General features: G+C 49.0%; 26 protein-coding genes and 2 pseudogenes. 13 read left to right on the top strand and 15 right to left on the bottom strand.

The window, feature by feature from the left end; genetic code table 11:
* Nucleotides 1–209: 209 nt before the first annotated feature.
* From ACQSGY_RS04765 to ACQSGY_RS04750, 4 genes are read right to left on the bottom strand one after another with little or no spacing between them, the layout of a single operon-like run.
* The gene (locus tag ACQSGY_RS04765; protein ID WP_427050891.1) at nucleotides 210–953 is read right to left on the bottom strand and encodes a class I SAM-dependent methyltransferase; all 744 of its coding nucleotides are present in this window, start codon (nucleotides 951–953) and stop codon (nucleotides 210–212) included.
* A complete protein-coding gene (locus ACQSGY_RS04760; protein ID WP_427050890.1) occupies nucleotides 940–2460 on the bottom strand; it encodes a nucleotide sugar dehydrogenase in 1521 nt (506 codons plus the stop codon). The genes ACQSGY_RS04765 and ACQSGY_RS04760 overlap by 14 nt, the downstream gene beginning before the upstream one ends.
* A gap of 34 nt (nucleotides 2461–2494) precedes the next feature.
* On the bottom strand, nucleotides 2495–3484 hold the full coding sequence (locus ACQSGY_RS04755) for a polysaccharide biosynthesis protein (RefSeq protein WP_216516466.1): 990 nt from the start codon (nucleotides 3482–3484) through the stop codon (nucleotides 2495–2497).
* 17 nt (nucleotides 3485–3501) lie between these two features.
* Nucleotides 3502–4191 carry a glycosyltransferase gene (locus tag ACQSGY_RS04750; RefSeq protein ID WP_427050889.1) on the bottom strand — a complete coding sequence of 230 codons (690 nt, stop codon included), beginning with the start codon at nucleotides 4189–4191 and terminating at the stop codon, nucleotides 3502–3504.
* Nucleotides 4192–4503: 312 nt separating this feature from the next.
* Between ACQSGY_RS04750 and ACQSGY_RS04745 the strand changes: the two genes are divergently transcribed.
* Complete coding sequence (locus ACQSGY_RS04745) at nucleotides 4504–5214, top strand: GT-D fold domain-containing glycosyltransferase (RefSeq protein WP_427050888.1); 711 nt, start codon at nucleotides 4504–4506, stop codon at nucleotides 5212–5214.
* 341 nt (nucleotides 5215–5555) lie between these two features.
* On the opposite strand, the gene ACQSGY_RS04740 is transcribed toward ACQSGY_RS04745, so the two are convergent.
* Nucleotides 5556–5963, bottom strand: a complete 408-nt coding sequence (locus ACQSGY_RS04740; protein WP_427050887.1) for a hypothetical protein — start codon at nucleotides 5961–5963, stop codon at nucleotides 5556–5558.
* Between the two features lie 188 nt (nucleotides 5964–6151).
* Between ACQSGY_RS04740 and ACQSGY_RS04735 the strand changes: the two genes are divergently transcribed.
* The 12 genes and pseudogenes from ACQSGY_RS04735 to ACQSGY_RS04680 all read left to right on the top strand — a co-directional run bounded on the left by ACQSGY_RS04735 (nucleotide 6152) and on the right by ACQSGY_RS04680 (nucleotide 16140).
* Complete coding sequence (locus tag ACQSGY_RS04735) at nucleotides 6152–7294, top strand: RluA family pseudouridine synthase (RefSeq protein ID WP_427050886.1); 1143 nt, start codon at nucleotides 6152–6154, stop codon at nucleotides 7292–7294.
* Nucleotides 7295–7374: 80 nt separating this feature from the next.
* Nucleotides 7375–7953: a DUF1273 domain-containing protein gene (locus ACQSGY_RS04730; protein ID WP_427050885.1), complete on the top strand. Its 579-nt coding sequence runs from the start codon at nucleotides 7375–7377 to the stop codon at nucleotides 7951–7953.
* Between the two features lie 285 nt (nucleotides 7954–8238).
* A complete protein-coding gene (gene speD / locus ACQSGY_RS04725; protein ID WP_216516457.1) occupies nucleotides 8239–9057 on the top strand; it encodes an adenosylmethionine decarboxylase in 819 nt (272 codons plus the stop codon).
* Nucleotides 9058–9142: 85 nt separating this feature from the next.
* Entirely contained in the window at nucleotides 9143–9553 is a 411-nt protein-coding gene (gene flgB, locus ACQSGY_RS04720) for a flagellar basal body rod protein FlgB (protein ID WP_184190612.1), read from the top strand.
* Between the two features lie 175 nt (nucleotides 9554–9728).
* Nucleotides 9729–10214: pseudogene (locus ACQSGY_RS04715) on the top strand (GNAT family N-acetyltransferase); the annotation flags it as partial.
* Nucleotides 10215–10406: 192 nt separating this feature from the next.
* Nucleotides 10407–10874, top strand: a complete 468-nt coding sequence (locus ACQSGY_RS04710; protein ID WP_427051194.1) for an NUDIX domain-containing protein — start codon at nucleotides 10407–10409, stop codon at nucleotides 10872–10874.
* 454 nt (nucleotides 10875–11328) lie between these two features.
* Nucleotides 11329–11844: a sigma-70 family RNA polymerase sigma factor gene (locus ACQSGY_RS04705; RefSeq protein WP_427050884.1), complete on the top strand. Its 516-nt coding sequence runs from the start codon at nucleotides 11329–11331 to the stop codon at nucleotides 11842–11844.
* Nucleotides 11841–13184, top strand: coding sequence for a DUF4179 domain-containing protein (locus ACQSGY_RS04700; RefSeq protein WP_427050883.1), 1344 nt, complete (start codon nucleotides 11841–11843; stop codon nucleotides 13182–13184). Before ACQSGY_RS04705 ends, ACQSGY_RS04700 begins: the two co-directional genes overlap by 4 nt.
* Nucleotides 13185–13198: 14 nt before the next feature.
* Nucleotides 13199–14241: pseudogene (locus ACQSGY_RS04695) on the top strand (S66 family peptidase).
* A 69-nt stretch (nucleotides 14242–14310) separates the two neighbouring features.
* Complete coding sequence (locus tag ACQSGY_RS04690; RefSeq protein ID WP_184190620.1) at nucleotides 14311–14616, top strand: hypothetical protein; 306 nt, start codon at nucleotides 14311–14313, stop codon at nucleotides 14614–14616.
* Nucleotides 14617–14814: 198 nt separating this feature from the next.
* The gene (locus tag ACQSGY_RS04685) at nucleotides 14815–15663 is read left to right on the top strand and encodes a threonine/serine exporter family protein (protein ID WP_427050882.1); all 849 of its coding nucleotides are present in this window, start codon (nucleotides 14815–14817) and stop codon (nucleotides 15661–15663) included.
* A gap of 18 nt (nucleotides 15664–15681) precedes the next feature.
* Nucleotides 15682–16140 carry a threonine/serine exporter family protein gene (locus tag ACQSGY_RS04680; RefSeq protein ID WP_427050881.1) on the top strand — a complete coding sequence of 153 codons (459 nt, stop codon included), beginning with the start codon at nucleotides 15682–15684 and terminating at the stop codon, nucleotides 16138–16140.
* A gap of 80 nt (nucleotides 16141–16220) precedes the next feature.
* Here the strand turns inward: ACQSGY_RS04680 and ACQSGY_RS04675 are convergent, their stop codons facing one another.
* The 10 genes from ACQSGY_RS04675 to ACQSGY_RS04630 all read right to left on the bottom strand — a co-directional run bounded on the left by ACQSGY_RS04675 (nucleotide 16221) and on the right by ACQSGY_RS04630 (nucleotide 26164).
* A complete protein-coding gene (locus ACQSGY_RS04675) occupies nucleotides 16221–16769 on the bottom strand; it encodes a DUF2569 domain-containing protein (RefSeq protein WP_427050880.1) in 549 nt (182 codons plus the stop codon).
* Nucleotides 16770–16914: 145 nt separating this feature from the next.
* Complete coding sequence (locus ACQSGY_RS04670; protein ID WP_427050879.1) at nucleotides 16915–18792, bottom strand: transglycosylase domain-containing protein; 1878 nt, start codon at nucleotides 18790–18792, stop codon at nucleotides 16915–16917.
* Nucleotides 18786–19484: a hypothetical protein gene (locus ACQSGY_RS04665; protein WP_427050878.1), complete on the bottom strand. Its 699-nt coding sequence runs from the start codon at nucleotides 19482–19484 to the stop codon at nucleotides 18786–18788. Before ACQSGY_RS04665 ends, ACQSGY_RS04670 begins: the two co-directional genes overlap by 7 nt.
* 121 nt (nucleotides 19485–19605) lie before the next feature.
* Complete coding sequence (locus ACQSGY_RS04660) at nucleotides 19606–20742, bottom strand: sensor histidine kinase (RefSeq protein WP_427050877.1); 1137 nt, start codon at nucleotides 20740–20742, stop codon at nucleotides 19606–19608.
* A 66-nt stretch (nucleotides 20743–20808) separates the two neighbouring features.
* The gene (locus ACQSGY_RS04655) at nucleotides 20809–21555 is read right to left on the bottom strand and encodes a response regulator transcription factor (RefSeq protein WP_427050876.1); all 747 of its coding nucleotides are present in this window, start codon (nucleotides 21553–21555) and stop codon (nucleotides 20809–20811) included.
* Nucleotides 21556–21572: 17 nt separating this feature from the next.
* Nucleotides 21573–22523: an aminoglycoside phosphotransferase family protein gene (locus tag ACQSGY_RS04650; RefSeq protein ID WP_427050875.1), complete on the bottom strand. Its 951-nt coding sequence runs from the start codon at nucleotides 22521–22523 to the stop codon at nucleotides 21573–21575.
* Between the two features lie 134 nt (nucleotides 22524–22657).
* Nucleotides 22658–23116: a DinB family protein gene (locus ACQSGY_RS04645; RefSeq protein ID WP_427050874.1), complete on the bottom strand. Its 459-nt coding sequence runs from the start codon at nucleotides 23114–23116 to the stop codon at nucleotides 22658–22660.
* Between the two features lie 235 nt (nucleotides 23117–23351).
* A complete protein-coding gene (locus ACQSGY_RS04640) occupies nucleotides 23352–24311 on the bottom strand; it encodes a DUF1963 domain-containing protein (protein WP_427050873.1) in 960 nt (319 codons plus the stop codon).
* A gap of 147 nt (nucleotides 24312–24458) precedes the next feature.
* Nucleotides 24459–25748 carry an ammonium transporter gene (locus tag ACQSGY_RS04635; RefSeq protein ID WP_427050872.1) on the bottom strand — a complete coding sequence of 430 codons (1290 nt, stop codon included), beginning with the start codon at nucleotides 25746–25748 and terminating at the stop codon, nucleotides 24459–24461.
* On the bottom strand, nucleotides 25745–26164 hold the full coding sequence (locus ACQSGY_RS04630) for a hypothetical protein (protein WP_427050871.1): 420 nt from the start codon (nucleotides 26162–26164) through the stop codon (nucleotides 25745–25747). Before ACQSGY_RS04630 ends, ACQSGY_RS04635 begins: the two co-directional genes overlap by 4 nt.
* Nucleotides 26165–26252: the final 88 nt, after the last annotated feature.

Genomic DNA, 26252 nt, shown 5'->3' with positions numbered 1-26252 from the left:
ACTTACTGTCCCACTAACTACTATTCATTTTTGCTTTTCCACTTTCTTACTCACTGTCCCGTTAGCTACTATTCATTCTTGCTCTCCAACTTACCTACTCATCGGCTCGCCAACTACCATTCCCTGCTGCTCTCCTGCTTGCTCCCTTTCTCTTACTATTGATACATCCCCTTTAATTCCTTCCAGGGTCATTCCTCAAGCTTATTGCGCTACACTTCCTCATTCCCCTGACGTAACCGTCTCAGTTGTTCCACGGCACTGTCCAGCGCTTTTTTACGCTGTTTCATGGAACGCAGATGCTGCTGCTCTACCTCTTCAAAATGGGTATGATCCAGCTTCATCCAATCCAGCACCTGGCTCAGAGGAGGTTTTACGTCGAGCTGTATTTTCTGCCGTTTACGCGCCACACAACATAGATATTTATGATGAACTTCCAGTTTCATTACTTCAAAATACGGGATCAAACACATCGCCAGATTACTCGCATAGAACGTCTGTTTATGATCGTAGAATGGATGGTAGCCGTAGGGAACGGTCACGATGAGTGTACCTTCCTCTACGAGCAGACGATGAATCTGCAGCAGCAGTGTCTCCGGATGCGCAAAATGCTCCAGCACTTCTCCCAGCAGTACGGTGTCAAACGTTGTTCTCGCCTTCCATTGCGTGATGTCCAGCATGCGGAAATCTACATGGTTGCGGACAGGTTTTGATTCTTTAGCCAGTTCCTCCTGCGCATAGCGAATGCTTTCCTCCTCCAGATCCACACCTGTCACACGAAACCCTTCACGCCCCAACAAAATAGACGTAATTCCCTGACTGCATCCCACATCCAGAATACGTTTGCCTGTGGTCTCCCGGCACATCCAGTGTACACGGGTCCTCGTCGCTTCATGAGAATCTTCGGAATTAATCTCCCCGTAATAACGTTCGTTCACCCGGTCATGATTCGCCATAGTTATCTCCCGCTTCCCCTCCAGTACCCTTCTCCTGCCCAAAGCTCTGTGCTGTCCCTCGGTCTTGCCGCTCAGGCTGACCGAGCACAACGATGTTGTCTCCGCGGCATCCGGCCGTAGCGTTGCGTGTATCAAAAATCAAAGGTGCATGATCTGCCATCTCCTGGTAATCAAACGTGGAGTGGTCTGTTGTGATGATCACGAGATCAGCCCATGTCCATAATTCGGGCGAAGCTGGCCGGGACTGAAGCATTGAACCATCATCCTGACGGAATACGGGCACCATCGGATCGGTGAAAACAACGTCGGCGCCCGCTGCACGCAGCAGCCGGAAGACGTCGAGCGCCGGCGATTCGCGCAGGTCGTCAATGTCTTTTTTGTACGCCATACCCGCCAGTACAACGCGGGCACCACGAATAGAATGGCCGCGCTGCTCCAGCAAGGCTGCTGCACGCTGAACCACATGCTGCGGCATCTGTCTGTTGGTCGCGTCTGCGAGCTCAATGAACCGCAGCTCCGATCCCTGACGATTAGCCGCCCAGGACAGATAGATCGGATCAATCGGAATGCAGTGCCCGCCAATGCCCGGCCCAGGATAAAACGGCATATATCCAAACGGCTTCGTTGCCGCCGCTTGCAGCACTTCCCAGATGTTCACGCCCATCTGCTCGCAGGCCGGGGTCAACTCATTAACTAGTGCAATGTTTACGCTACGAAACGTATTTTCGAACAGTTTGGCTGTCTCGGCAACGGTTGTCGAGCTTACAGGCACGACCTCGTTCAGAAACGAGCCGTAGAACTGCGACCCATAGCTTAGGCAGGCGGGAGTCGAACCGCCGATGATTTTGGGGGTGTTTTTCACACCATAATGCACACTGCCCGGATCGACCCGCTCTGGAGAATAACAGACATAGAAATGTTCACCTGCTGTCCAGCCGCGTGCTGCTTCTAAAGGCTGTTTCACATGCTCTTCCGTTGTGCCTGGATACGTGGTGCTCTCCAGAATGACAAGGCAACCCATCTGAAGATAGGGGGTCATGCCCCCCACAGCTGATGAAATATAAGATATATCCGGCTGATGTGCATCCGTTAACGGAGTCGGTACACAGATGACAATGACATCCGCATCAGCGACTGCCGCATAATCTGTGCCTGCTGTCAACAAATTCGCTTCCAGCAGCGTTTGAAGCACCTCATCTTCAATGCCAATAATATACGAATGGCCTGCGCGGAGCTTTGCCACTTTGCCTGCATCAATATCAATACCGTGCACCTGGTAACCGGACTGTGCCATCTCAACGGCCATCGGCAGACCCACGTAACCAAGACCGATGACAACAGCCTTCAGGGAGCGGTCATGAATGCATTGAAGCGTGGTCTGCTGTGGTTTCGGGTAGAGCTGCTTTAATCGCTGCTGTTTCCGGCCACGGTGCTCTGCTGGAGTCTGTGCCTGCTTTTCCTTTTCTTCTTGCCCCTTCTCTTCGGGATTCAGGCTGTTCTCACTCATCTCTTCCACCTCCAAACGTTCCGCCTCCCTTCCGTTAGTCGATATATCCTCCTGCACGCAAAAACGCAGCAATCGCCGGTTTGTTCATCATTTCACTGTCTGAACGGTATTGGGCAAATTTCACACGCGGCAGATGATCATAATGCTTTGTCAGTTCCTGGTCAGGATGCTCCGGCAAAATGACATAATACTGCGCATCGTACTGGCGTGTACGCGGTGCTTCAAATGGCGAGATCAGCACTTCGTGCAGCTTCTCCCCTGGACGGATGCCTGTCACTTTGTAATCGCCTGACGGGCGGCCTGCCTGGTCCAGCATGACTGAAGCCAGTTCGGTCATGTTGCAAGCTTTCATTTTCATTACAAAAGTCTCCCCGCCCACCGCGGCTTCCGCTGCTTTTAGTAATAAATGAATGGCCTCGGTGCGGGTGAGGAAAAAGCGCGTCATGCCTTCGTCCGTAATGGTCAGGCTTTTGCCTTCATCAATCTGGCGCCGGAACAGGGGCACCACACTGCCGCTTGTGCCCAGCACGTTGCCACCGCGGATGCATACAAACCGGGTTTTCTCGCTCAGCCAGTTGGCACGAATCATCATTTTTTCACCTAACGCTTTAGTCATGCCGTATACGTTAATCGGATCAACCGCCTTGTCGGTGGATACGTCAATGACTTTCGGAATCCCCATACGGATGGCCGCCCGAATAATATTTTGTGTTCCAATCACATTTGTTTTAAATGCTTCATCCGGCTGATCCTCACAGACCGGAACATGCTTCAGCGCTGCCAGATGGAAGAGCACATCCACGCCTTTACACGCCTCCTCCACTGCCCGGTAATCCCGAATATCCCCAATGATAAAACGCAGACGCGGATCATGATTGAACTCCCGCTGCATCGCGATCTGAGCATATTCGTTCCGGGAAAGCAGTCGAATCTCCGCCGGGTTCTGCGCGAGCAGCACCTCAGTCAGCTTCTGACCCCAGGAGCCAGTTCCTCCGGTGACCAGAATCGTTTGTCCTTGAATCATGGATGAATCCCTCCTGTTCAGATCATAAATTCGCGTAAAACCTCAGCCATTTCTTCACGGCTAAGCCGGTCTTTGGGCGGTACCTTTTTGACTGACGTGTTGCTGGAATGCACGATATTGACATAGTTCCGCGGTGCAAGCAGCTCATGCGGCAAGTCGATCACATTCCCATGCGTGCCCCGGCCCGGAAGTTTAACCCGATATCCTGCGGCATATTCCGCCGTTTTATAGAGATAGACATAGAATTGCGGTGAACGGTGAAACGCAGGGGCCATCTCATTGTTCACACTGTCCCACAGATAGCCGTTCTGATTGATCAACGCCATCGTTCCAGGCTGAGGCTGTACATCGTAAAGCTGCTGCACAAATGTTTTGTGATACAGATCATCCGAATCCAGACGGGCAATATAGATGTTCTCTACGTCTTTGGCAAATTCCAAAATCGCGCGCACACTCTCGATATGGGTTCCAAAACGAATATTTGAAGGCAGCGGCTCCTGGCTCGCCAAAATCTCCTGCATCAGTTCCCCGGATTCCTTCGAGAGCTTCACTACCGTCAGGAAATCTTGATTGGTCTGAGCCTTGAGACAATGCAATGTAAATGTGCGAAAAATGGTCATACGGCGCTCCAGCCATTCGCGGGTCAGCCGCTGCGGATCCAACCCGTAGTTATTGAAGTTAATCTCAATCACAACTTTCCTGGACATACCCTTCCTCCTCGTGAACGCTGTAAGCCTGTGTAGGCGAGTACAGACGTTTTCATAGTTTTTTGAAATGAAATCTCGTATCTACGAAATTCGTTCCTCGCGCTGATCGCTTACACCTCAATTCTCTTAAATGCCAGCACAGTATAACGTATGAACTCCTGAACATTCCGGCACCGACATATGTACTGATTTTCCTATAAATAGATTGATATACACCCCAAGTTCTCTCTTGGAGGTCGAACGCACAGATCACGGTTTCTCTCGCAACATAGAATAGAGGAGCTTGATTTTCAAAGGGGGCAGGCTTTCGGAATGAATTCCATTTATCTTGAAATGCAGGAAGTGCTGGATCAGCTCGAAACGGCTTTAAGCGAACAGCGTCCGTTTTCTCTGGTGCGTGTGGGGGATGGTGAAAATATCGTGATGTCGCAAGAATCCGTATGGCCTATGGAACAAGTACTGCAAGAACGATGGGCGATCAAAGCCAATCTCGGACAAAAGGGGCTGCGCCTTCCCAACCTGAAGATGCGGGACGAAGTCGCTGCTTCGTTGAAGCGGGCTACTATTGTAGGGGTCCTTCCACGTGGAGACAGCACCATCAAAGCACCGGATTATCTCAAACGGCCGCTGACCGATATGATCTTTGCTCACTATGGCATCGCGCCAAAGCTGACCTGTCATGCTTGCGTGAATCGTGAACTTGTGCAGGTACCGCGGTTCTGGCAGATGCTTGCCGGCAAACGTGTGCTGCTCGTTACGCGTGAGCTGGATGAGTTACAGGCCGCACTCGTTAAGGAACCTTACCATCTCAACATCGTAAGTGCGTTGCCGTTTGACAACTATGATCAGCTGGATGAGACCTTGCAATGGATTCAAATGCATCAGGATGATTTTGATGTTGCTCTGTTCTCTTGCGGTGTTAATGCCGTCATTCTTGCAGAACGAACAGCAGCACTGGCAGGGAAAGTCGCCATCGATTTTGGCAAAGCCAACAACATGATTTTGAAAGGACGTCCGAACTAAGCTCCATCTATTGTTTTCAGTTTTTTCTTCATACCTGCTATCGCCAGCCCTACTTGTACTTCTACTGATCTCTCTACTTGTACTCCTGTTCATCCCTCTCTTTGTACCCCTACTTCTCTCTCCTTGTATATCAACGCTCTTCAAATCCTGCTCCATCTCAAACTCAAAATCCCCGCCAACCGAGGCGGGGATTTGAGTTATATCTGGACTGCAATTCAGCTGAAACGAGGACAACAAACGTTACTATAAGCGCGAATGACATTACATCACGTGGATCGCATGTGACCGAACTTCCCGTCATTCTTTCTCAAGGGTCTCTCTAAAGTCTATCCAGTGTTTCCTTAGTTGGTCGCAGCAATGCCGTAGAACATCTCCGGCCCGGTTCGCACAGCTGTGGACACGCCCGAGATGAACGAGGTATAAACATTTTCCAGCGCTGGTGGTGCAGCCAAATCCTGAGCTGTGAACGAATGGAACTCGGCACCGCCATTTTGCCCGACCGTACCCTCCGCGCGATAGATCACGTAGAATGGATCGTAGATAAAACCTCGTACAATCTCTACAACAAACGTATCTCCCAGTTCTCCCGTAACACCCACCGTGCCGTTGAAGGTAATGATCGGATTAATGACCCCCTGGGTTTGAAGACCGATTACGCCGAAGACTTCAGGGGATTCGGACAAAGGTAATCCTGGTGCTCCAACAGATCCCGAGTTCTCCGAGGTTCTCATATCAAGAAACACGCCCATGAAGTAACACCTCCAATGCTATGGGATATCATATTCTATGAATCTGATAACTCTTCGGATTGGATAGTTGCAAATTTGATGAACCTATTTTTAATTCAGTGCGGTTAATGGTATATTGAACTGCATAACGAAATGAACGGATCGTATGCACATAAAGGGTACAGGCTGTTCAGAAGGAGATATTTACAATGAATAAACGCAAACGCTCAACCGGCAGCTCATCTGCCAAAGGCAAATCCTATGGAGGCTCTTCCAAGCCGCGTTCCGGCCGCTCCAACGCTTCATCATCGGGAACCTACTCCCCTCGCTCGGAAGATGCTGCGAAGAAGGTTTCAACCTCCCATTCGTCTGCGGCCCCTGCAAAAAGCGGTGGCAAAGGAACCAAAACGACCAAAACGGCTGCGTTATCCAAACGTCCAGGCAATGCACCTTATCGCAAATCCGAACCGCCGCGCCAGTATAAGGTCTCTGAACCAGACGAACTGCTGAATTTTCTGCTGAAGCATGTAAAGTCAGGACGCAATGCGGTGAAATCCATCTTGGGGCGTGGACAAGTATCTATAGATGAGAAAGTTGTGACGAAGTTTAACGAGCCGCTGCTGCCCGGACAGATCGTATCCATCAGCAAAGAAGGAGCGGTTGCCGCGCCTTCCCTTACAGGCATCAACATTTTGCATGAAGACGATGATATCATTGTAATTCGCAAGGAAGCCGGACTCCTGTCCATCGCAGCTGACAAGAGCGATGACCTGACCGCCTATCGTCAGCTAATGGCGCATGTGCGCCGCAGCAATCCATTGAACCGGGTATTTATTGTACACCGTCTGGACCGCGACACATCTGGTGTGATGATGTTTGCCAAAAGCGAAGAGGTGCAGCAGCAGCTGCAGCATAATTGGAAAGAAAACGTTCAGGATCGCGTCTATGTCGCTCTCGTTGAAGGCAAGGTAGCGCAAGAGGAAGGCACCATCTCCTCCTGGCTGAAGGAAACCAAAACGCTGAAGATGTACTCCAGCTCCCGCCCGAATGATGGGCAGCATGCAGTTACTCACTACAAACGCTTGAAAGCAAACCGTGAATTCTCGCTGCTTGAGGTTCGTCTGGAAACGGGCCGCAAAAATCAGATTCGGGTGCACATGGAGGACATTGGACACCCGATTGCCGGGGATCGCAAATACGGTGCACGTACAAGAGATCTTGGACGTCTGGGACTGCATGCACGCCTGCTCTCCTTCATACACCCGACAACAGGCAAATTAATGACATTTGAGACGGATATTCCGAAGCCCTTCCTGTATCCGTTCCGCGGAGAGACTACATCTGCACAATAACGTGCTCGTACCAAGACGGACGGGAAGTCCTATCCTTCACTACATCGCAGCTCTCTCCGTCCGAAAGGAGGTTATCACGTTTGCAAAACCTGTTGATCACCGGGTATCGCGCCCATGAACTCCAGATTTTTGGTCAGAAACATGAAGGCATTCCCTTCATTAAAAAAGCCATTGCTTCCCGCCTTACTCCTCTCGTAGAGGATGGACTGGAATGGGTGCTTACGCCCGGTCAATATGGCGTTGACCTGTGGGCCTGCGAGGTTGTGCTGGAGTTGAAGCGGACTTATCCGCATCTGAAACTGTCGATCATTACTGCTTTTCAGAATCCGGAGGAGCAGTGGAAGGAAGACAAGCAGGAATACTACCGTTCCATCTTGTCCGGGGTCGATTATTATGGTGCGATCAGCAAACAGCCTTATATCGGACCCTGGCAGTTCACCGCTCGTGACGATCTGCTGCTGCGCAAAAGCGATGGCCTGCTGCTCGTCTATGACGAGGATGCCGGCGAAGGCAGCCCGCGTTTTGTGAAGGAAAAGGCAATCAAAAAACAGCAGCACGAGGATTACCCTATTATCACGATAACTTCGGAGGACATCCAGTCTGTTGCAGAGGAAGAGCGCATGAGTGAATTTGCTTATGATGAGGATACGCCCTTCTAACGAAATTTAAATGCTGTACAGCACATGCTGTGCAGCATTTTTTTGTCATTTTACTGGACTCTGTTTTATTGGACTGTTCCTTCTTATCGGACTGCACTCTGCGATCGTTGGGCGAGACGTTGTAACTCATTTTTAGACTGTGTTAATCAGTCTTTACGTTGAACTCAAAAAGAGTACTCCGCTTGCCGCAATTGGAAACTCATGTTTTTTTTCGGGCAAGGTTGGGTATAAGTAGTATTAAAACTGCGATTTTTATGTCGTATGGGACAAAGGGGAACTGCAACCATGACTTTAACGCCAGAGCAGCGCATCCAGCTGCACGGGTTCAATAACCTTACCAAGTCACTCAGTTTCAATATGTACGATATCTGTTACACCAAAACCAAAGAAGAACGCGAAGCGTACATTGAATATATCGATGAACAATATAATGCAGATCGGCTGACGCATATTTTGAAAAATGTATCGGACATCATCGGAGCACACGTCCTGAATGTCGCACAGCAGGATTATGTGCCGCAAGGCGCGAGTGTAACGATGCTGGTTTCGGAAGGGCCCATCGTGGAAGTTCCCGAGGAATCCTTCGACGAATCGCCCGGCCCCCTGCCGGATAATGTAGTCATGCAGCTGGATAAAAGCCACATTACAGTGCACACGTATCCCGAATTCCACCCCAGCGAAGGCATCAGCACCTTTCGTGCAGATATTGATGTCTCGACCTGCGGTGAGATTTCACCGCTCAAAGCGCTGCATTATCTGATTCATTCCTTTGACACAGACATTATGATTATGGATTATCGGGTACGCGGCTTTACAAGGGATACAAGCGGACGCAAGCTGTTTATTGACCATGAGATCAGCTCGATTCAGAATTATATTCCTGATGAGATCAAAAGCGGCTTTGATATGATCGACGTGAACGTCTATCAGGAAAATATTTTCCACACCAAATGCAAGCTGAAGGATTTTGATCTCGATAATTACCTGTTTGGATATACCAAGGACAAGCTCAGCAAAGCCGAGCAGCAAGAGATTACAGAATGGCTGAAGCTGGAGATGGACGAGATTTATTACGGCAAAAATATCAACCGCTCTGATGCTTGATTTTAATCATCTCCTTGACAGTGTGCGTGCGAATTTCTTAAAATAGAGAGAACTGCTTGTACATGCGGTGAAGGAGGATCGAAGCATGATCGAAACCCAGACTTCCAAACGGAATGAATCTCTTTTGCAGGCTTTAAACGCACGACATCAAGCCATCACCAACAACATTGCGAATGCAGATACGCCGAATTACAAAAGCACAACGGTCGAGTTTCAGGATGAGCTGCGTCGTATCATCGAGAACGGCAAATCAGGACAGCTTCAGATGCAGCGAACACATGAAAAGCATTTTCCGATCAGCAATCCGAACGCTTCCATCGTCCAGTACCGTGTAATGCAGAACAATGAAACAGCGATGAATAACAACAACAATAACGTAGATATTGACCGTGAGATGGCATTACTCTCCGAGAATCAGCTCTTGTATAACTACATGGCTGATCGCGTCAGCGGACACTATAAAAAGATGAAAAATTTGTTGAATGATTTAAAATAACAGATTATCGCAGCAGCCCTCGTGGCTGTTTTTTTGTGCCTTAATGCCTTGGAAAACTGCTGCCGCTTCCTCCTTTCGCCCGTTCTGCTGCAGAACCAGGTATGTTCGGTATTATGCTCGGGCTGTAGTATAATGGTAAAAGCAAACACGTTATATTACGTAAAAGAGGTGCTACATGGCTCGTCATTACAATGCTTTTCAAGGCTCCAAGGTCAGACTTACTGCACCGTGCCCCGAGGACCGTGTGCAGATTGCACACTTCACGGAACAGTATGAATATATGCGCAACATGGATACCGATATTGTTACTCCGCAAACATCAGATGAAACAGGAAGCTCTTCGGTCCGGAATGGTCAGGATTTCGAATTTGCACTGCGAACCATTGAAGATAACCGTTTCCTTGGCTTTGTTGCGATCTATCGGATTGAATGGAACAACCGCTCCGCCCAGCTCGCGATCGGAATCGGTGAAGCGCGTGATCGCGGCAAGGGATATGGCAGTGATGCACTTGCGCTCATTTTACGCTACGCCTTCCATGAATTGAATCTGAACCGGATTGCTTTAGATGTCATTGAATACAACGAAGCGGCAAGAAAAGCGTACTTGAAGGCCGGTTTCCGCGAGGAAGGAAGGCATCGGGCAGCCGTGCTGCGAGACGGTACACAGTATGATCTGATCTCGATGAGCATTCTGGCAGCAGATTGGTCCGCTCAGACCGGATACCCGATTTCTTTTCGGCCCTCGGCCGGGGTAACGGTGGAAGTCCGTGAGCACGATGAACATGGTGAGCATGTAGACTTGTTTTCTGATGCTCGAACGGACTCCCCTTCCTCCCCTGGTTCTGCAAGTTCGATCCAATCGGGTGGTTCCACTAATACTCCAGATGCCTCTCCCCGAATCGGTGTAGGTGCCGTAATCCTGAATGAACGCGGCGAGGTGCTGCTTGCATGGCGTAATCGCGCACCCGAGCAGCACACCTGGAGTATTCCCGGCGGAAAAGTAGACGCATATGAAACGCTTGAGACAGCTGTCATTCGTGAGATCAAAGAAGAGGTGAATCTGGATATCGTTATCGACGAACTGCTTGGTACAGCCGAAACGATTCGTCCTGAACAGCAGGAGCACTGGATTTCCATGCTCTATTCCACCAGAGTTATCGGCGGGGAAGCACGCAATATGGAGGAAGGTGGTGCAGTTGGCGAGATCGGCTGGTTCCCGCTGCATGAACTGCCTGCTCCGCTCGCCAGTTTTGCCATCCCGGCACTGGAAGCAGCGAAAAAACGATATACGGGCAAACCGTATAACCATGGTGCGCAGTGATGCTGCAAGAGGTTTCGCCCCCCGCCCTTTCTTTAGGGCAACACTTATAAGCTCCATTAAAGCACACTCATAACTTTCAATAAGGCAACACTCATAACCGTCAGACTCTCATTGGAGCAGCAGTGCCCTTTGGAGCATGACGGTTTTTTGCTTTATCATTGGATGAACTTGAATCTATATGAGTTAAACTATTCTTTTGCACATTAACGGAGAGGACAGAAAAAAACCTGGAAAAGCGAAGCGTTCGCCTTTATCACCGGATTTTCTCCCTTAGAAAGGGGAATCAAAAAAATCTGGGGATAACAGCGATTGGAAGGTTATTCTGTCATCGGAGTGGATTGTGCAAATACTTAAGTTCAACTTATATAGTCAGTGAATGAATTTTTAAAAAACGAGAACCGTTCGGTTGCTTTCCCTGTCTAATACGAAACAACATCCTGAAAGGAGGCCCCATGTGACCCCTGCCGAACTTACCCGCGCCGCACAAAAAGGGGATGCTGAGGCTTTTGCAGCCTTAATGGAAATGCATCAGAGCCGCCTGTACCGAATCGCCTACGCTTATCTGCATAATGAAGGAGATGCACTGGAAGCGATACAGGAATCCACCTACCGCGCATACCGTAATCTAAAAAAACTGAAAGAGCCCCCTTACTTCGGTACGTGGCTGATCCGTATTCTTCTCAATTATTGTGCTGACGAACGGAAACATAAGCATCGTTTCCATCCCGTATCCGCAGTTCAGGAAACGGGTCGTTGGGACCGTCCCGAGGACCCCGATCTGGCCGCCGCTGTATCTGCACTGGAGCCGGAATACAAACAGATTATTATTTTAAGCTATTTTGAAGGTTTCTCACTCACCGAAGTCGCGGACATCCTCGACATTCCCGCTGGAACTGTCAAATCACGACTGCACCGTGCGCTGGGAAAGCTCCGCGATCAACTTGAACCGAAAGGAGAACATTCCTTATGACCGATAAACATAATGCATTTGAAAACCTGGAATCACGACTTCAGGCACGCAAGAATGAATATGATGCGATAAGTGTGCCAGAGGCGGCTGCATCCCAAGCGGTACAAGCCGGAATCCGTCAAGCCTCCCGTAAACGAAAAACCAGACTGCGCTGGCTGACCAGTTCGATCTCCGCGGCCGCACTTGTGTTACTGTTTACCGGCTGTATCCGGGTATCTCCTGCCTTTGCCTCCTTTGTAGAGCAGCTGCCTGGCATGGAAAGTGTCGTCAGCCTGATCCGTCAGGACAAAGGACTTATGATGGCGATTGATCAGTCCCTGTTGCAGAAGGTCGGGATCGCCGATGAGCATGATGGGGGTTCTGTCACCGTGGAGGGTATTATTACGGACGAGTCACGCATGGTTATTTTTTACAAGATGAAAGGCATTAAGGATGTGGAAAAATCAGGCTTCGACATCGACCTGCTCGATGAGAACGGTAAACAGCTTCCGGTTGCATTTAGCTACGCCTCACCGCATGCCGATTCAGATGCAAAAGATCCGGTGTATGAAAACTTTATTGATGCGTCCTTTCCCAACGAAACTTCCCCTCCGGATGTGTTAACCGTAGTGTTCAAATCCAGAAACGCAGCTAAACCAGGTGTATGGAAAGTAACCTTGCCTGTAGATAAAAATCTGACCAAAGGAATGAAAAAGGTCATACCTGTTCATCAGTTGTTAGTCATCGATGGACAACGTATTCAGGTGAAGCAAGCTACGATGTATCCAACACGTGTAGTGCTTGATGTACAGCTTGATTCAAGCAACACAAAAAAAATCTTCGGGCTCAGCAATCTGCAACTGGTCGATGAACAAGGACGGGCTTGGAGAACCGACACTTCCATCGGTGAAGATACACGTTCTATCTATTTCGAGAGCATGTACTTCTCCAAACCCAAAAAGCTGACCTTGCAAGGTTCGGGCTTCTCAGGTCTGGATAAAAAGGAACTCGATTTCACCCTCAACCTGAAAACCCATGAGATTACCGGTGGTCCTCCTGGACTTCAAATGCTTGGCAGCAAGGTCAAAGGCGCAGATCTGACAATTGATTTTTCCGTGCCAGACAGCATGGAAAATAGCTTTGTACTCTCCTTCAGTAAAGTGAAAGACAGCTCAGGTCATTCTTATCAGGTTCCAGGCTCTAGCTGGAGCCCCGGATACGGGAAAGACCAGAATCATACTACAGTTTCATCTACAATTGAAAATGGCGGAAAATTACATGGTGAGCTTCAGATGCAGATTTCTACCTACCCTTCCCGAGTAAAAGCACCATTTTCACTTGAGATTCCTATTGATAATTGAAAGGTGGTCATACCATGAACCTACGTTCAGTCCGATATCCACAGCCGCTTTTGCAGGGCGATACGATTGGTGTAACCGCACCCTCCAGTGGTGTAAATGAAGCCATGCATCACTACCTGGAAGATAGTATAGCTCAGGTGCAGCTCCTTGGCTTCAACGTCAAGGAAAGCTCTTCACTTCGCCACAATGCCAAATGTGTGAGTGCTCCCAAAGATACGCGTGCTGCTGAACTGAACGCCTTTATGCTTGATTCCAGCATAAAGGCTATCATTCCGCCATGGGGCGGTGAATTTCTGCTGGATATTCTACCCTTACTGGATTGGGATGCGCTAAAGCAATTACCGCCCAAATGGATTATTGGCTATTCGGATATCAGCACGTTCCTCTTTGCTTATACGCTGTTAACGGGATCGGCTTCAGCACATGGTACCAATTTTATGGATATTCGGTCAGCCCAGCTGGATGCTGTATCTGCCCGCTGGCTTGATGTGTTACAAACCAGCGCTGGGGAAGAGATTACACAGGTATCCTCTACTCATTATCAATCCGAATGGAACATGAAAGCGCCCGGCTTCAATCTGGACACACCATCGCGCTGGAAGCTGCTTGGAGCAGCAGAAAACGCTGCTTCCACTATTCAATTCTCCGGCCGGCTGCTTGGCGGCTGCATGGACACAATCACCTGCCTTATCGGCACCCCGTTTGCACCTGTAGAAAACTACCTACATCAGTACTGTGCTGACGAAGGAAGCATCTGGTATCTGGAAAGCTGCGAGATGAATGCAGGTGATATTTATCGGCGGCTGTGGCAGATGAGACAGGCAGGGTGGTTTACCGGGGTGAAGGGTTTCTCATTGGTCGGCCAGCAGGGTATTCCGACACAGCTGATTTTGCATTTACCGATGCCCTTTCCAGTGCTCTCGGTGATCTGAACGTGCCTGTGCTGTATGATGTAGACTTGGGACACATCCCACCCCAAATCACCTTTGTTAATGGAGCGATGGGACAGGTCAGTTACGAAAAGGGCAGCGGATCACTCAGGATGGTATATGTGTAATCACCTTTTCTAGGCAGATGCATACCTTGTAGCAAGAAAGATTTTTATTTCAAGGAAGGGTTGTGCATCATGTCTGAATCACCAACCACAACATCCGCGCGCGTTGTATATCAGGCCAATCAACCAATGCTGCAATCGGTGCAAAGTGTACGGAATATGCTGCATCATACCGTTCGTCAGCATGTCGGCAAGAAAGTACAAGTTCAGAACATCGACGGTCAGGTCTGGGAAGGTGTCATCATTAACGCAGACCGTGGAATTCTGTATCTCCAGGTGACACCGATGCACGGTTATCCTGAACCGCGTGCTTTGTTTGGCCCAACCATTCTGCCGCTGGTGCTGTATGAATTACTCGTGATTACACTGCTCATGTAATCCAGAATGCTTCGCCTTCACCCTTACGAGGAAGAGGACGAAGCTTTTTGGGATTTACTTGAAGCCATTCTCCATTGTTCCTGGCTGCACTCTTATTGCGCCGTACAGGCCCCTTCGGGCAGCTCGATGCACAATGTGTCCTGCGATTGCTTACGAGCGTGTGAAATGTGGTACAATGATGTCGATGCCTTATTTTATATGAAACGGAGCTTGATCCGGTTGAAATACATACATCATGAACCCGATCCTCCCGTTCACCCCGAACCGGAGATCTGTAACCAAAGTCAGCATGCTGCTGAACCAGTGGAGCACTCCCGCGTGATTGCCATCTGTCTGCTTGCTGGCAAAATCATGCTGCAGAGCGGCGGCGAAACCTATCGTGTCGAAGATACAATGAAGCGTATGGCCGCAGCGCTGGGCCTGCCCCATTCACACAGCTATGTTGTGCCTACAGGAATCTTTTTCTCGGTGGATGCCACCGAGCCAGCGAAGCTGATTCGCATATCCGAGCGTACGACCGATCTGGATAAAGTGTCTGAAGTGAATGCCGTCTCACGCCGGATCGGACAAGGCTTGCTTACGGTTCAGGAAGCACACGAGCTGCTGCTGGAAATTGAACGGAAACCTTCAGGTTACTCGTATACAGTTCAGCTGGCCGCTGCTGCCTTATCCAGTGCCTGCTTCACGATCATGTTCGGCGGAGGCTGGGGTGATTTTCTACCAGCGCTCATCTGCGGAGGCACAGGTTATGCTGCCGTTATTCTCTTTCACCGCTGGGTGCGTGTTAAATTTTTTGCAGAGCTAACGGCGTCCTTTGTCATCGGCATGCTTGCCTTTTTGCTCGTATATGTTGGAGCAGGCTTTGAAAGGGACAAAATTATAATCGGTTCCGTGATGCCGCTCGTACCCGGACTGCTGATTACCAATGCGGTACGCGACTTGATGGCTGGACATCTGGTGTCAGGCTTGTCCAAGGGCGCTGAAGCTTTTCTGACGGCGTTTGCTATCGGCACGGGTATTGCCGTTGTGTTTTCACTTTTGATGTAAGACGGAGGTATGCAGGAAATGCTCCATTTTATCGAGCAAGCATTGACAAGTTTTGTTGCATCGGCAGCTTTTGGCATTATCTTCAATGCCCCCAGACGTATGCTGCTTCACGGCGGATTCGTTGGTATGATTGGCTGGATCATCTATATTGTGCTTGAATATGCAGCAGATGCTGTTCCCGCTACTCTGGCAGCAACAGTCGCCGTAGGTGTCATCAGCCAGCTGTTCTCTCGCATGTTTCGTGCCCCCGTCATCATTTTCAGCGTGGCAGGCATCATTCCACTTGTGCCCGGCGGACTTGCATACAACGCCATGCGCAGCTTTGTTCAGAACGAATACAGTGCCGCGATGGAGATGGCTGCCAAAGCGCTGATGTTGTCTGGTGCTATTGCCGTAGGACTGGTATTATCCGAGGTACTGAATCAGATGATTCGCAGCCTATCTCGTTCAGGCCGCGTCAAATCTGCATCCAAATGAATACAAACAACCCACTGTCTGCAAGCTTCGGCTTGCTTCAGTGGGTCTCTTTAATTTTCAGACCTGCATCATAATTTCAGTTACTGGATAAACGTATTCTTTACTCGTACCGATCTGAGAAAATAGGGAATAAAGATACAGCACGCAAGCAGGGATCGAACAATCAGATTAAAAGCAGGCTCCGCATCCAGCACATGCACTTCTCTTCCCATCTCCTGCTGAGCAATCAGAATCCAGGTAACTACACTGATGATCACATTCACAATGTACTGTATGATCATCATACGGGGAAACAGGCGTTTCCTTCGGTACAAGAGAACAAGATTTATAATGACCAATACAGACAGAATGATGCTGCTGATGAAGCCAAACCACAAGATTGGTCGGATCACTTCGGTATATATTTGCGGATCAATCCCTCGACTGCCTTCCCACCTTGCAGGGTCCATAATTACCGTGACACTTGACAGGTCCGAGAGTAGAAATGCCAGCGAAGCCCACAGACTAATCTGGATTAAAATCAACCAGCCACCCAGGCCGGAAATACCCGAACGTTTTGTATGTGCTCCACTTTTATACGAGTAAACATCACGTTTTTCTTCATCTAATCTAGCATTTGGACGGTTCATTTCAGCCTCCTTATAAAACAATCTGGAAGCACTTATTATATCTCAACATCTGTATGAAAAGCTATTAAAAGGATTTATTTACGAATCAGGTTGCCTGCATCACTCATTTTCCTACATCACTTCATGACATCATCTCTTCATCACTTCATCTCTTGGCCCGTTTCATCACCGCCGCGAACAAAGCCGCTGCGCTCCCGCTTCCTGACTTCAAATAATGCTGCGCATCCGTATAATCAAATCCCATCCATACAACACCAGTCCACTCTCGCGTATACCCGGCAAACCAAATATCCCGGTTCGCCCCTTTGGGCGCATTTCGGAATGCCGCCTGTGTTGTGCCCGTTTTGCCTGCTACCTGCTCCTGAGGCAGCTGCGCACGTTTTCCTGTACCCCGACTAACCACTTGCTGCAGCATATCGGTCATCTCCTGAGCCGTGCGCCTGGATATCACCTGTTTGTGATCAGAGCGATGAGCATAGATCACCCGCCCGCGTGCATCTCTGATCTCACGTATAAGATGTGCCTTGTTCAGCCTGCCTTCATTGGCAAAAACAGCATAAGCCTGCGCCAGCTTCATCGGTGAAATTCCCTGATGCAATCCACCGAGGGCAATGGAAAGATTCATATCCTCGGCCTGTAATTCAATCCCCAGTCGCTGGGCAAATGCTTTGGCTTCGCTTAATCCGATCTGATTAAGCAGCCATACAGCCGGTGAATTAATAGACTGCTGCAGCGCTTCGGACAACGATACCGTTCCTCGATATTTGCCGCCCACATTGCCCGGCTTATAACTTCCGTATCGCATCGGCTGGTCAGGCAGCATGCTCTCTGGTCTGAATTTCTGTGATTCCAATGCAGGACCATAGGCAATAACAGGTTTAAACACTGAGCCAGGCTGTCTCGCATCAATCAGTGCACGATTGATATCCCCCTTCGCGGGATTTCGGCCACCCATCATGGCCTTTACTTCACCATTATGCTGATCCAGCAGCACCATGCTGGCCTGTACCTGCTGATCCTCCCGATCATCCTGAAACCATACAGGTTCAGCAAAGGTTTCTTCCATGGCCCGCTGTGCGCTTGGGTTTAATCCCGTTTGTACAACCCAGCCTGCGGAGCGAATCTCGGCTTCACTCTTGCCTGTAAGAAGAGCTGCCTCCTGAATGACTGCATCCACGGCTGACATGTACGCAGGTCCGTGCCCATCCGATGCTGAAGTTGATGACAGGTTCAGCATCGCTGAGCGTGGAGGGTTGTATTCGACAGATGCAGCCTCCTGCATCTGGCTTTTGGTAATGATCCCCTGTTTATGCATTAAAGAAAGCACTACACTCCGGCGCTCTTTGGACAGCTTTTCGTTATCAATCGGATTGTATATGGAAGGGCCTTTAGGCATTCCCGCCAGCGTGGCAATCTGCCACAGTTCGAGCTGCTTCAGATCCTTCACGCCAAAATAACGTAAAGCTGCTGCCTTGACTCCGTACTGCTGCTGTCCCATATAAATCTGATTAAGATACATTTCCAGAATGTCATTTTTGGAAAATTTCTTTTCCAGCTCGATTGCGAGAGATAACTCGTTTATTTTACGGATCATCGTTTTGTTTCCGTCCAGGTACATATTTCTGGCCAGCTGTTGTGTTATTGAGCTTCCACCCTGATTCCAATCCATATGTATCATATTTTGTACCACTGCTCTGCCCACACCAATGACATCCAACCCAGAATGACGATAAAAGCGCCGGTCTTCCGTAGCTAAAAAAGCCTGAACCAGCATCTCTGGCATGTCCTGCAGACTTGCATACGCTGCATAGCCTCGACCTGATACCTTCAACCGGGTTATTTCCCGTCCATTTTCGTCCAGAATAATGGTTGAGGATGCCCCCTGCACTACATTTGATGAACTACGGATTACCATATTACCGTATGTGTGAAGGTAAACATATAATATCACCAGCAGAACGGCTGCCATGACGCCAACATCATACGTTCGGTATGCCCAGCGCTTGACTTTCGCACTTAACATTTTGCTTCCTCAGCTTGTGTAAAGTCTTGTTCCTGCTGCTTGTTGAGATTGCTCCAGTCGGGAATTTCAAGCGCATGCTGGAGCAGGTTTGTCTGTTCATACGCCATTTTTGCCCATTGCAGCACTTCGTGATCCTTCCCGCCCGGCCCATTCATCAGCTCCTCCAATGCTGATTGAATGCTGTACAGTGTAAGCTCAACAGGTAGGGCCGTACGTTTACTTTCCACCTGAGGCAGGACATGAGTGACAGCTTCGGCTTCTTTGGCTCTCACACGGGAAATCTGAGGATACCCGGCTTCCTTTGCCATCAGGGCGGCGATCGCATTGATCTGATCACTTAACTGCCGCAGTTCACCGCTGCTCAACACTCGGATTGGTTCAGGAATCCGGCCATTTGCAAGCTGCTGCGTTCCCCGGACAAGCTGTCCCACATCATCAGCGATTTTCTGTGAGCGAATCCAGAAAAACAACGCAAACAACCCTCCACCTGCCACCAAAAGTATCGGTTTCTTTCCGATGACATTAATGCACCAATGCACCAGTTGAGTAATCCACGGCACATCATGGAACATGAAACGATACACCAGATTCATCAGCTGGTAACTAACAAAAAGAAGCACAGTGCTCAGAATCACACTTGCTCCGCAGATATATATGTATTTCATTCGAACTGTGTTTACTCTTGTACCCATATTCGGTATCCTCCCTCATGCTCCCAGCAAGTAATACAGGTAGCATACCGAATACTTCTTAAAAAGGCTTTGCTAACTTCTTATCAAATTCTTAATTTTCATCCAAACGAATCCATAAAACCTATTCTGCTTCTCCAGCGTGCGATGCTGGTGGAGTAATAGCCGGAAAGCGGGTCACAAAATCGGTTCGACCATGTTCACTGGTTGCAGCAATGCTCCCCTGGTGCAGTTCGATCATTGATTTAGCGATGGCTAATCCCAGTCCTGTACCTCCAGTATCACGAGAACGTGATTTATCCACGCGGTAGAAACGTTCGAACAGATGTGGCAAGTCCTGCGCCGGAATCGGTTCTCCGTAATTGCTGATACGTACAACGGCCTCTCCGTCTTCAAGCGAAAGTCCAATTTCCATCAGCTTGCCCTGAGCCCCGTAACGAATGGCATTGCTGAACAGGTTCTCATAGGCTCGCACCAGTTCCCCAGGAGCTGCCTGAATCCATAAGGGCTGCTCGGCTCCAACCATTGTATAAGTCATACCTGCCTCCTCCAGCATGGGAGCAAACTCTTCGGCAAGCTGCATGAGGAAGGGGTTCAGATTCAGCGGTTTCAAGGATAAGGGCAGACTCCCTCCACTGACCCGTGTATACTCAAACAAATCATCAATGAGCTTGCGTAAGGTCAATGATTTCTCATAGGCGATGCTAACGTAATAACGCATTTCCAATTCGTCCTGATATCGATCCTTCTCGATATATTCCAGAAAGCCGAGGATCGAAGTCAGCGGTGTTCTCAGATCATGTGATATGCCTGTAATCAGATCATTCTTGGCAGCCACCGCACTTCGTTCTTCCTGCAAGGATCGCTGCAGCTGTTCCGCCATCTGATTAATACTCGCGGCAACCACGCCGAATTCATCGGAAGTTTTCACCTCGATGCGATGTGAAAGTTCACCTTTGGCTACCTCCTGAATTCCAGCCGTGATCTCATCCAGCACAACCATGACTTTACGGGTGAACAGGAAGAAAAACAGCACAAAACTGATGATTCCGACAGCAATCATCAGCGGAACGGAGCCAATATGATTCACCAGCCATCGAACGGCTTGCCCCGGGATCGTATAATTCGGATAACGCTGAGTCTCCAGAATCGTCTCGCCCAGCCTGGATGCTCCGTACAGTATTCCTGCAGTTAACACACCGCTCAGTAGGAATGCATAAATAAACTTCCATCGTACCGTGTTGATCAGTTTCGAATTCATTAAAGAAACTCCCTGCTTGTTTCATTCAAACTGCTTGTATTATTCAAACTGCATTCATCAATCCAATTACTGCGGTTTAATCATTTTGTATCCGACACCCCACACGGTATGAATAAATTTGGGATGTTTGCTGTCTGGCTCAATCTTCTCGCGGAGTTTACGAATATGGACCATAACAGTGTTGTTAGACTCCATAAACTCTTCCTTCCAGACCTGGCGATAAATCTGCTCCATGCTCAGCACAGAGCCCTGATGACGGGCCAGCAGTTCCAGCACAGCGAATTCACGGGGTGTCAGATGAACCGCTTTCTCATCTACCCATACCTCATGTGTATCCGTGTTGATCACCAGATCATCAATGACCCATTCGTACTCCCTGCTCTCTCTGCCGTCATTAAATGTGTGATATCTGCGAAGCTGCGATTTGGCTCTCGCTACGAGTTCAAGCGGATTGAACGGCTTGGTTACGTAATCATCAGCTCCAATGCTCAGACCTGTGATTTTATCGATATCCGTACTCTTGGCAGACAGCATAATAATCGGCATCTTCTGCTGCTCCCGAATCTTCATACAGGCTTCAATCCCGTCCATATTCGGCATCATGACATCCAGAATGATCAGATCAATCACTTCGGTCTCAAGCAGCTTCAGCGCCTGCATTCCATCATTTGCTTTCAGAATCCGGTATCCTTCATTGCCGAAATAAATTTCCATCAGTTTAATAATATCCTGCTCATCATCAACAAGCAGTATGGATGCTGGTTGTGCCACGGCATAGTTCCTTTCTATCTCACAAGTGCTGTAAGGCTTCATGCAACGTTCATTCCATCTTATCTGTTCACAGTATACCACCTTGGGATCAGATTGCGAAAATCATCGTGATCTTCACGTACACGGTCAATTTTCATCATCATATCATCCGTCTCTTCCGGCTTTACGTGCTGAATCCACACTACGGAAGATACCAGAGCCATGGCCATATACAGTGAATACATACTCCAGAATTCTTCATTCGGTTCATTCCCATCGAAATACCCCTGTACCTGTCCGATCGAATAGGGAACACTGGTCTCCGTCGCAAATAAACCCAGTTTCAGAAATTCATGTACAGGGTCTCCCTGATCTGCACGATTAAAATCAATCACTCCGGCCAATTCTCCCTGGTTTATGACGAGATTGGCGGGATGAAAATCATCGTGCTGAAAATAATCGGGACGTCCTTTCATGCAATCCAGATGGTCCTCAATAAAGTTCAGAATAGCTTGATCCTGCTTCATAACAACAGAACACTCTCTGTATTTGTGCACGTAACGCCGATGTTTCTCGCTTTTGCGGCTATACCATGACTCGGCCTGCTTCTCCACAGGAAGCCTGTGAATTCTTCTCAGCTCCGCTCCTGCCTGCATGCCGATGGACCACTGCTGCTTCTCATTCAGGAGAGGCAGCGCCTCAGAGGCATCCTCGCCCTCCAGATAACTCAGGATCATATACCCGTTGTTCTCATCCAGCTTCCCGATGCCAAGGGGTGCAGAGCACAAAACTCCCATCTGTCTTAACCGTTCCAATAGGTGAACCTCTGTTTGCTTGGATTGCAGTTCACTGTGAGGAAAAACCCGAAGCAGCACCTTCCCCAGATGGGGAGTAACCACTTTAAACTTGTGATCCAGGGAGTATCCTTTTGAGATACGTTCAACCTGTACCGCGTTCTGAAGCTCAGGTATGCCTTTCACAAACTCAATCAAATTGACACCGGAAAAAAGGTCAAGCTTGAATTCCGCCATTTTCAGCCCTCCATTGATCATTGTATGATGCATACTCAAAATCACCACGATGGATTAGCGACGCTGTATATGCCTTTTTCTCAAACCCTATATTCTAATCAACGCAGCTTATATGTATTTGGTTATGTATCCGTTCAAACAAACATGGCCGTCTGAGGTTCTCTGCCGGTGAGTGTCAACATCGTGTAGAGCTGTCCCCTGTGGTGATACATATGCCCCATCATCTCAAGCAGCCACTCCAAACGAGTGTAAGAAGCACCCCAATAGGATGTTGTGACCTGAAGCAATTCTTCTGTCGTAAACTGCATATATTGTTGATACAGACAGTTCCGATTCTCAATAAGCGCATGCTTGATCTGCTGCAGAGTACACACACGATTTTCATTATAAAAATCAGTCATTTCTTGCTCGGACGCACCTTCGGATATGTACAAGTCTGCCCGACAGACTAAAGCCAGGTGGCAAAGCAGCTCTCCTATCGTTCGTTTCCCTTCGATCGGTGCTATAGTTAAATCTTCCTCACTTAATTGATCACAGATTTCCATTAAAGATGTAACAGCTGTATCGATATGTTTAAATGCAGACTGAATCAACGTCACCACTTCCTTTTAATTACATTATACAGAACGTATGATCTCATTTCAAGCCGATGACTCCATTTTATTTATAAACCGCCCCCTTCCCCAGCTAACATTTATGCATAAAAAAAGTCCCTGCTCCTTCATATAGACGGGCGCGTGGGACATTTTGTTACAAATTCCGAATTTTTATTCACCTAATATATGGAATACAACAATGGGTTAGACTCAACATTTTAAACGCGGCCAATCAGCTTGAATAAATCAAGCAGCATGTGCGGTCAAATTGACCAGCCTCCAAGTCCGCACCTCGAACGAAAAATTGAAGCTCACCGCAGTCCAGCCAATGAAAGCCGATGGCATCATGCGTATCTATTTTTAACAGCAGCAATGTATCCGACAGCTCTTCCCACGTCCGTTCCTCATCACCACCGTAGTGTGCTGTCAGCTTGTTCATACATTCCAGCTCATCGCCATTGTAAGCCTCACCGAGCTCGATATAACTTAATGCCTGATGCTCTGCATCGGGATGCTGCCCCTCCGGATAACCAAACATACCACCCCAGTTCAGCGGGCTTGGATGATTCCAATCCGATTCAAATTCAAGATAACGGTCAAACAAACTGCCCTCGGCAGCTTCAACAGCAGTCTCTTTCCCGGATTCAATCGCTGGAACTGCTTGCCGTTCATTTAATGCCGCCCCATCTATATACGGATATGTAGGAACTTCAAGGTTAGGCAATACCGTAACGGAATGAGCTACCGTCGGTTTCCCCCCCAGCGCAGTGTCCCCTTCAGGCTCGCGTCTCACTAAATGATGTGTTGAAGGTTCATAAATCACCTGATGTTCAATCGGGTAGCCAGTTTGCACCTCTCCAATGAAAAAGTACAGCATGCCCCGCTCCGGCAGCGTTCCGCGTCCGTCATTCGGCGTGTATGGAGTCAGATCCACCATATTCAGCTGGGCCAGAAAAGTCATCGGCACCCCGTTCTCTGTAAGCGGCCAGTCCAGATCCTCCGGCAGATCAGGGTGCCCGCCTACACGCGAATTGCCTGTTCTGCGATATTGATCCGTTGTGGATACATCCAGACGAATACCCCAGCGTCCAGCATCCAGCACCAGATCAGCAACAGCACCGAGACCGTATTCTTCTTCGAGGGTTTTACGAGCTTTTCTAGTCAGACGTTCACATTGTTCCGGCTTAATCATATAGATCCTCCCTTTTTGACGTTACACCTATGCTGAGACTTATTCACGCTCACACCTGTATATTCTTCCGCCTTGTCTTTTTTCCCTGCTTTCTTGTGTAAAAAAGAGGCTGACTCCGTCAGCCCCTCTCTCTTCATAATACTCATGTTATCGATTTGAATCAGGGAATTTCTTCTGATACGCAAGCATATGCTCCTCACCATCCAGGAACTCATGCGACTGGTGGGCAGCCATCACCCCGTGATAACTGATATCCAGGCCCAGTTCCTCCTCTTCCTCAGTGGAGCGGACAGGAACAAGCTTGCCAATCAGCTTGAGTCCAAACCAGGTCATCGCAAATCCCCACAGCACCAGTGCAGTAAGGCCCAGCACCTGAACGCCAAGCAGCTTCCAGCCGCCGCCCATGAACAGCCCGCCATCCGTAGCGAACAGCCCTACTGCGATTGTTCCCCACATTCCCGAGACGGCATGTACAGGAAATGCACCGACCGGATCATCAATCCGCATGCGATCCAGCCAGCTGGTGGCGGCCATCATCAGCAGACCGGAGACGGCGCCGATGAATATCGCCGCCAGATCACCTACAAAAGCACATCCAGCCGTGATACCTACCAATCCCGCAAGTGAACCATTAATAACAGATGGCGCATCCGAACGATTAAAGCGGAACAAGGTGTACAGCAGCGTAGCCGCACCACCTGCAGCTGCAGACAGCATCGTCACAATTGCTATGTGACCGATTCTGACATCTGTGGCACTCAAGGTACTTCCCGCATTAAAACCGAACCATCCGAACCACAGCAGGAAAGCACCGACCGATGCCAGCGGCAAATTGCTCGGCAGTGCGATCGCACTCACACCAAGCGGTGTGTATTTGCCTTTGCGCGGCCCGATAATAATCGCAGCGGCCAGCGCAGAGAAGCCGCCCAGAGCATGGATGACTGCTGATCCTGCAAAATCCTGCATGCCCAGCTGACTGAGCCAGCCACCTCCCCATGCCCAGTGTCCGCCAATCGGATAGATAATCGCTGTCATTAGAATAATATACAACAGGTATGCCCTGAAATTGATCCTTTCGGCTACCGCCCCGGACACAATGGATATCACGGCAATCGTAAAGGCCGCCTGAAACAGCCAGAAAGTCTCCAGCGATACCGGCACATCCAGATGGGAAAGATCTCCGTTCAGGAAAAATCCTGTTACACCCACGAAACCACCTGCATCTGAACCGTACATCAATCCAAACCCGATGGTGTAAAACAATAATGTACCGATTGTAATATCGGCAAACACCTTCATAATGATGTTCACACTGTTTTTATATCGGACAAACCCGGCCTCCAGCAGGGCAAATCCGCCCTCCATCAACAAGATCATCGCTGCACTGAGTACAACCCAGACGGTGTCGATCCCGGAGCTTAACGTCTCCAAAGTCATGCCTGTACATCCTCCGTTTCACTAAGCTGTCTGATCTCGCGAATCGTCTCGGGTGTAAGCTCGAGCTCTTCCTGATGATGCTGTTCAGCAAGTTGAATGCGTTCCACAATCAGATCCAGCTCACGAATGCGTCTGCGAATCTGCTCCATCTTGCGAAAACGTTCCTTCACCTGCACCATATATTCCACCGCCTGGTGGTGAGAAGCCGGACGCCCTGCAAACCATTTGCGTACAGGCGACAAGGACTGGTACGCCACTTCCTCGGCTCGCCGCTTCTGTTCAAACTGTTCAATCTTCTGCTTGAGTGTGTCGATCTCATTTTCTTTTTTGACCTTCAACCGTTCGATAAGGTACAATAGATCGGACGATGATATTTGCAATGCTGTATGGTGATACACCTCGTCGATTACTAACATATCATGTCAGGACTCCTTACATATCAAGTTACTTGTTACCGATTATAGTTTGCCGGGGGTTGCCCGTCAATCTTTTTTTCGTTTTACA

It is taken from the genome of Paenibacillus sp. TC-CSREp1, from assembly GCF_050171015.1.
In the GTDB taxonomy this organism is placed as follows: domain Bacteria; phylum Bacillota; class Bacilli; order Paenibacillales; family Paenibacillaceae; genus Paenibacillus; species Paenibacillus silvae.
Note: the sequence above shows the minus strand (reverse complement) of the source record. Positions and strands in the feature narration are given on the sequence as shown.

What these genes read in the sequence shown, in the direction of transcription:
- ACQSGY_RS04765 (WP_427050891.1), bottom strand. Translation starts at nt 953, where the DNA reads ATGGCGAATCATGACCGGGTGAACGAACGTTATTACGGGGAGATTAAT.
- ACQSGY_RS04760 (WP_427050890.1), bottom strand. Translation starts at nt 2,460, where the DNA reads ATGAGTGAGAACAGCCTGAATCCCGAAGAGAAGGGGCAAGAAGAAAAG.
- ACQSGY_RS04755 (WP_216516466.1), bottom strand. Translation starts at nt 3,484, where the DNA reads ATGATTCAAGGACAAACGATTCTGGTCACCGGAGGAACTGGCTCCTGG.
- ACQSGY_RS04750 (WP_427050889.1), bottom strand. Translation starts at nt 4,191, where the DNA reads ATGTCCAGGAAAGTTGTGATTGAGATTAACTTCAATAACTACGGGTTG.
- ACQSGY_RS04745 (WP_427050888.1), top strand. Translation starts at nt 4,504, where the DNA reads ATGAATTCCATTTATCTTGAAATGCAGGAAGTGCTGGATCAGCTCGAA.
- ACQSGY_RS04740 (WP_427050887.1), bottom strand. Translation starts at nt 5,963, where the DNA reads ATGGGCGTGTTTCTTGATATGAGAACCTCGGAGAACTCGGGATCTGTT.
- ACQSGY_RS04735 (WP_427050886.1), top strand. Translation starts at nt 6,152, where the DNA reads ATGAATAAACGCAAACGCTCAACCGGCAGCTCATCTGCCAAAGGCAAA.
- speD (WP_216516457.1), top strand. Translation starts at nt 8,239, where the DNA reads ATGACTTTAACGCCAGAGCAGCGCATCCAGCTGCACGGGTTCAATAAC.
- flgB (WP_184190612.1), top strand. Translation starts at nt 9,143, where the DNA reads ATGATCGAAACCCAGACTTCCAAACGGAATGAATCTCTTTTGCAGGCT.
- ACQSGY_RS04700 (WP_427050883.1), top strand. Translation starts at nt 11,841, where the DNA reads ATGACCGATAAACATAATGCATTTGAAAACCTGGAATCACGACTTCAG.
- ACQSGY_RS04690 (WP_184190620.1), top strand. Translation starts at nt 14,311, where the DNA reads ATGTCTGAATCACCAACCACAACATCCGCGCGCGTTGTATATCAGGCC.
- ACQSGY_RS04685 (WP_427050882.1), top strand. Translation starts at nt 14,815, where the DNA reads ATGAAACGGAGCTTGATCCGGTTGAAATACATACATCATGAACCCGAT.
- ACQSGY_RS04680 (WP_427050881.1), top strand. Translation starts at nt 15,682, where the DNA reads ATGCTCCATTTTATCGAGCAAGCATTGACAAGTTTTGTTGCATCGGCA.
- ACQSGY_RS04675 (WP_427050880.1), bottom strand. Translation starts at nt 16,769, where the DNA reads ATGAACCGTCCAAATGCTAGATTAGATGAAGAAAAACGTGATGTTTAC.
- ACQSGY_RS04670 (WP_427050879.1), bottom strand. Translation starts at nt 18,792, where the DNA reads ATGTTAAGTGCGAAAGTCAAGCGCTGGGCATACCGAACGTATGATGTT.
- ACQSGY_RS04665 (WP_427050878.1), bottom strand. Translation starts at nt 19,484, where the DNA reads ATGGGTACAAGAGTAAACACAGTTCGAATGAAATACATATATATCTGC.
- ACQSGY_RS04660 (WP_427050877.1), bottom strand. Translation starts at nt 20,742, where the DNA reads ATGAATTCGAAACTGATCAACACGGTACGATGGAAGTTTATTTATGCA.
- ACQSGY_RS04655 (WP_427050876.1), bottom strand. Translation starts at nt 21,555, where the DNA reads ATGAAGCCTTACAGCACTTGTGAGATAGAAAGGAACTATGCCGTGGCA.
- ACQSGY_RS04650 (WP_427050875.1), bottom strand. Translation starts at nt 22,523, where the DNA reads ATGGCGGAATTCAAGCTTGACCTTTTTTCCGGTGTCAATTTGATTGAG.
- ACQSGY_RS04640 (WP_427050873.1), bottom strand. Translation starts at nt 24,311, where the DNA reads ATGATTAAGCCGGAACAATGTGAACGTCTGACTAGAAAAGCTCGTAAA.
- ACQSGY_RS04635 (WP_427050872.1), bottom strand. Translation starts at nt 25,748, where the DNA reads ATGACTTTGGAGACGTTAAGCTCCGGGATCGACACCGTCTGGGTTGTA.
- ACQSGY_RS04630 (WP_427050871.1), bottom strand. Translation starts at nt 26,164, where the DNA reads ATGTTAGTAATCGACGAGGTGTATCACCATACAGCATTGCAAATATCA.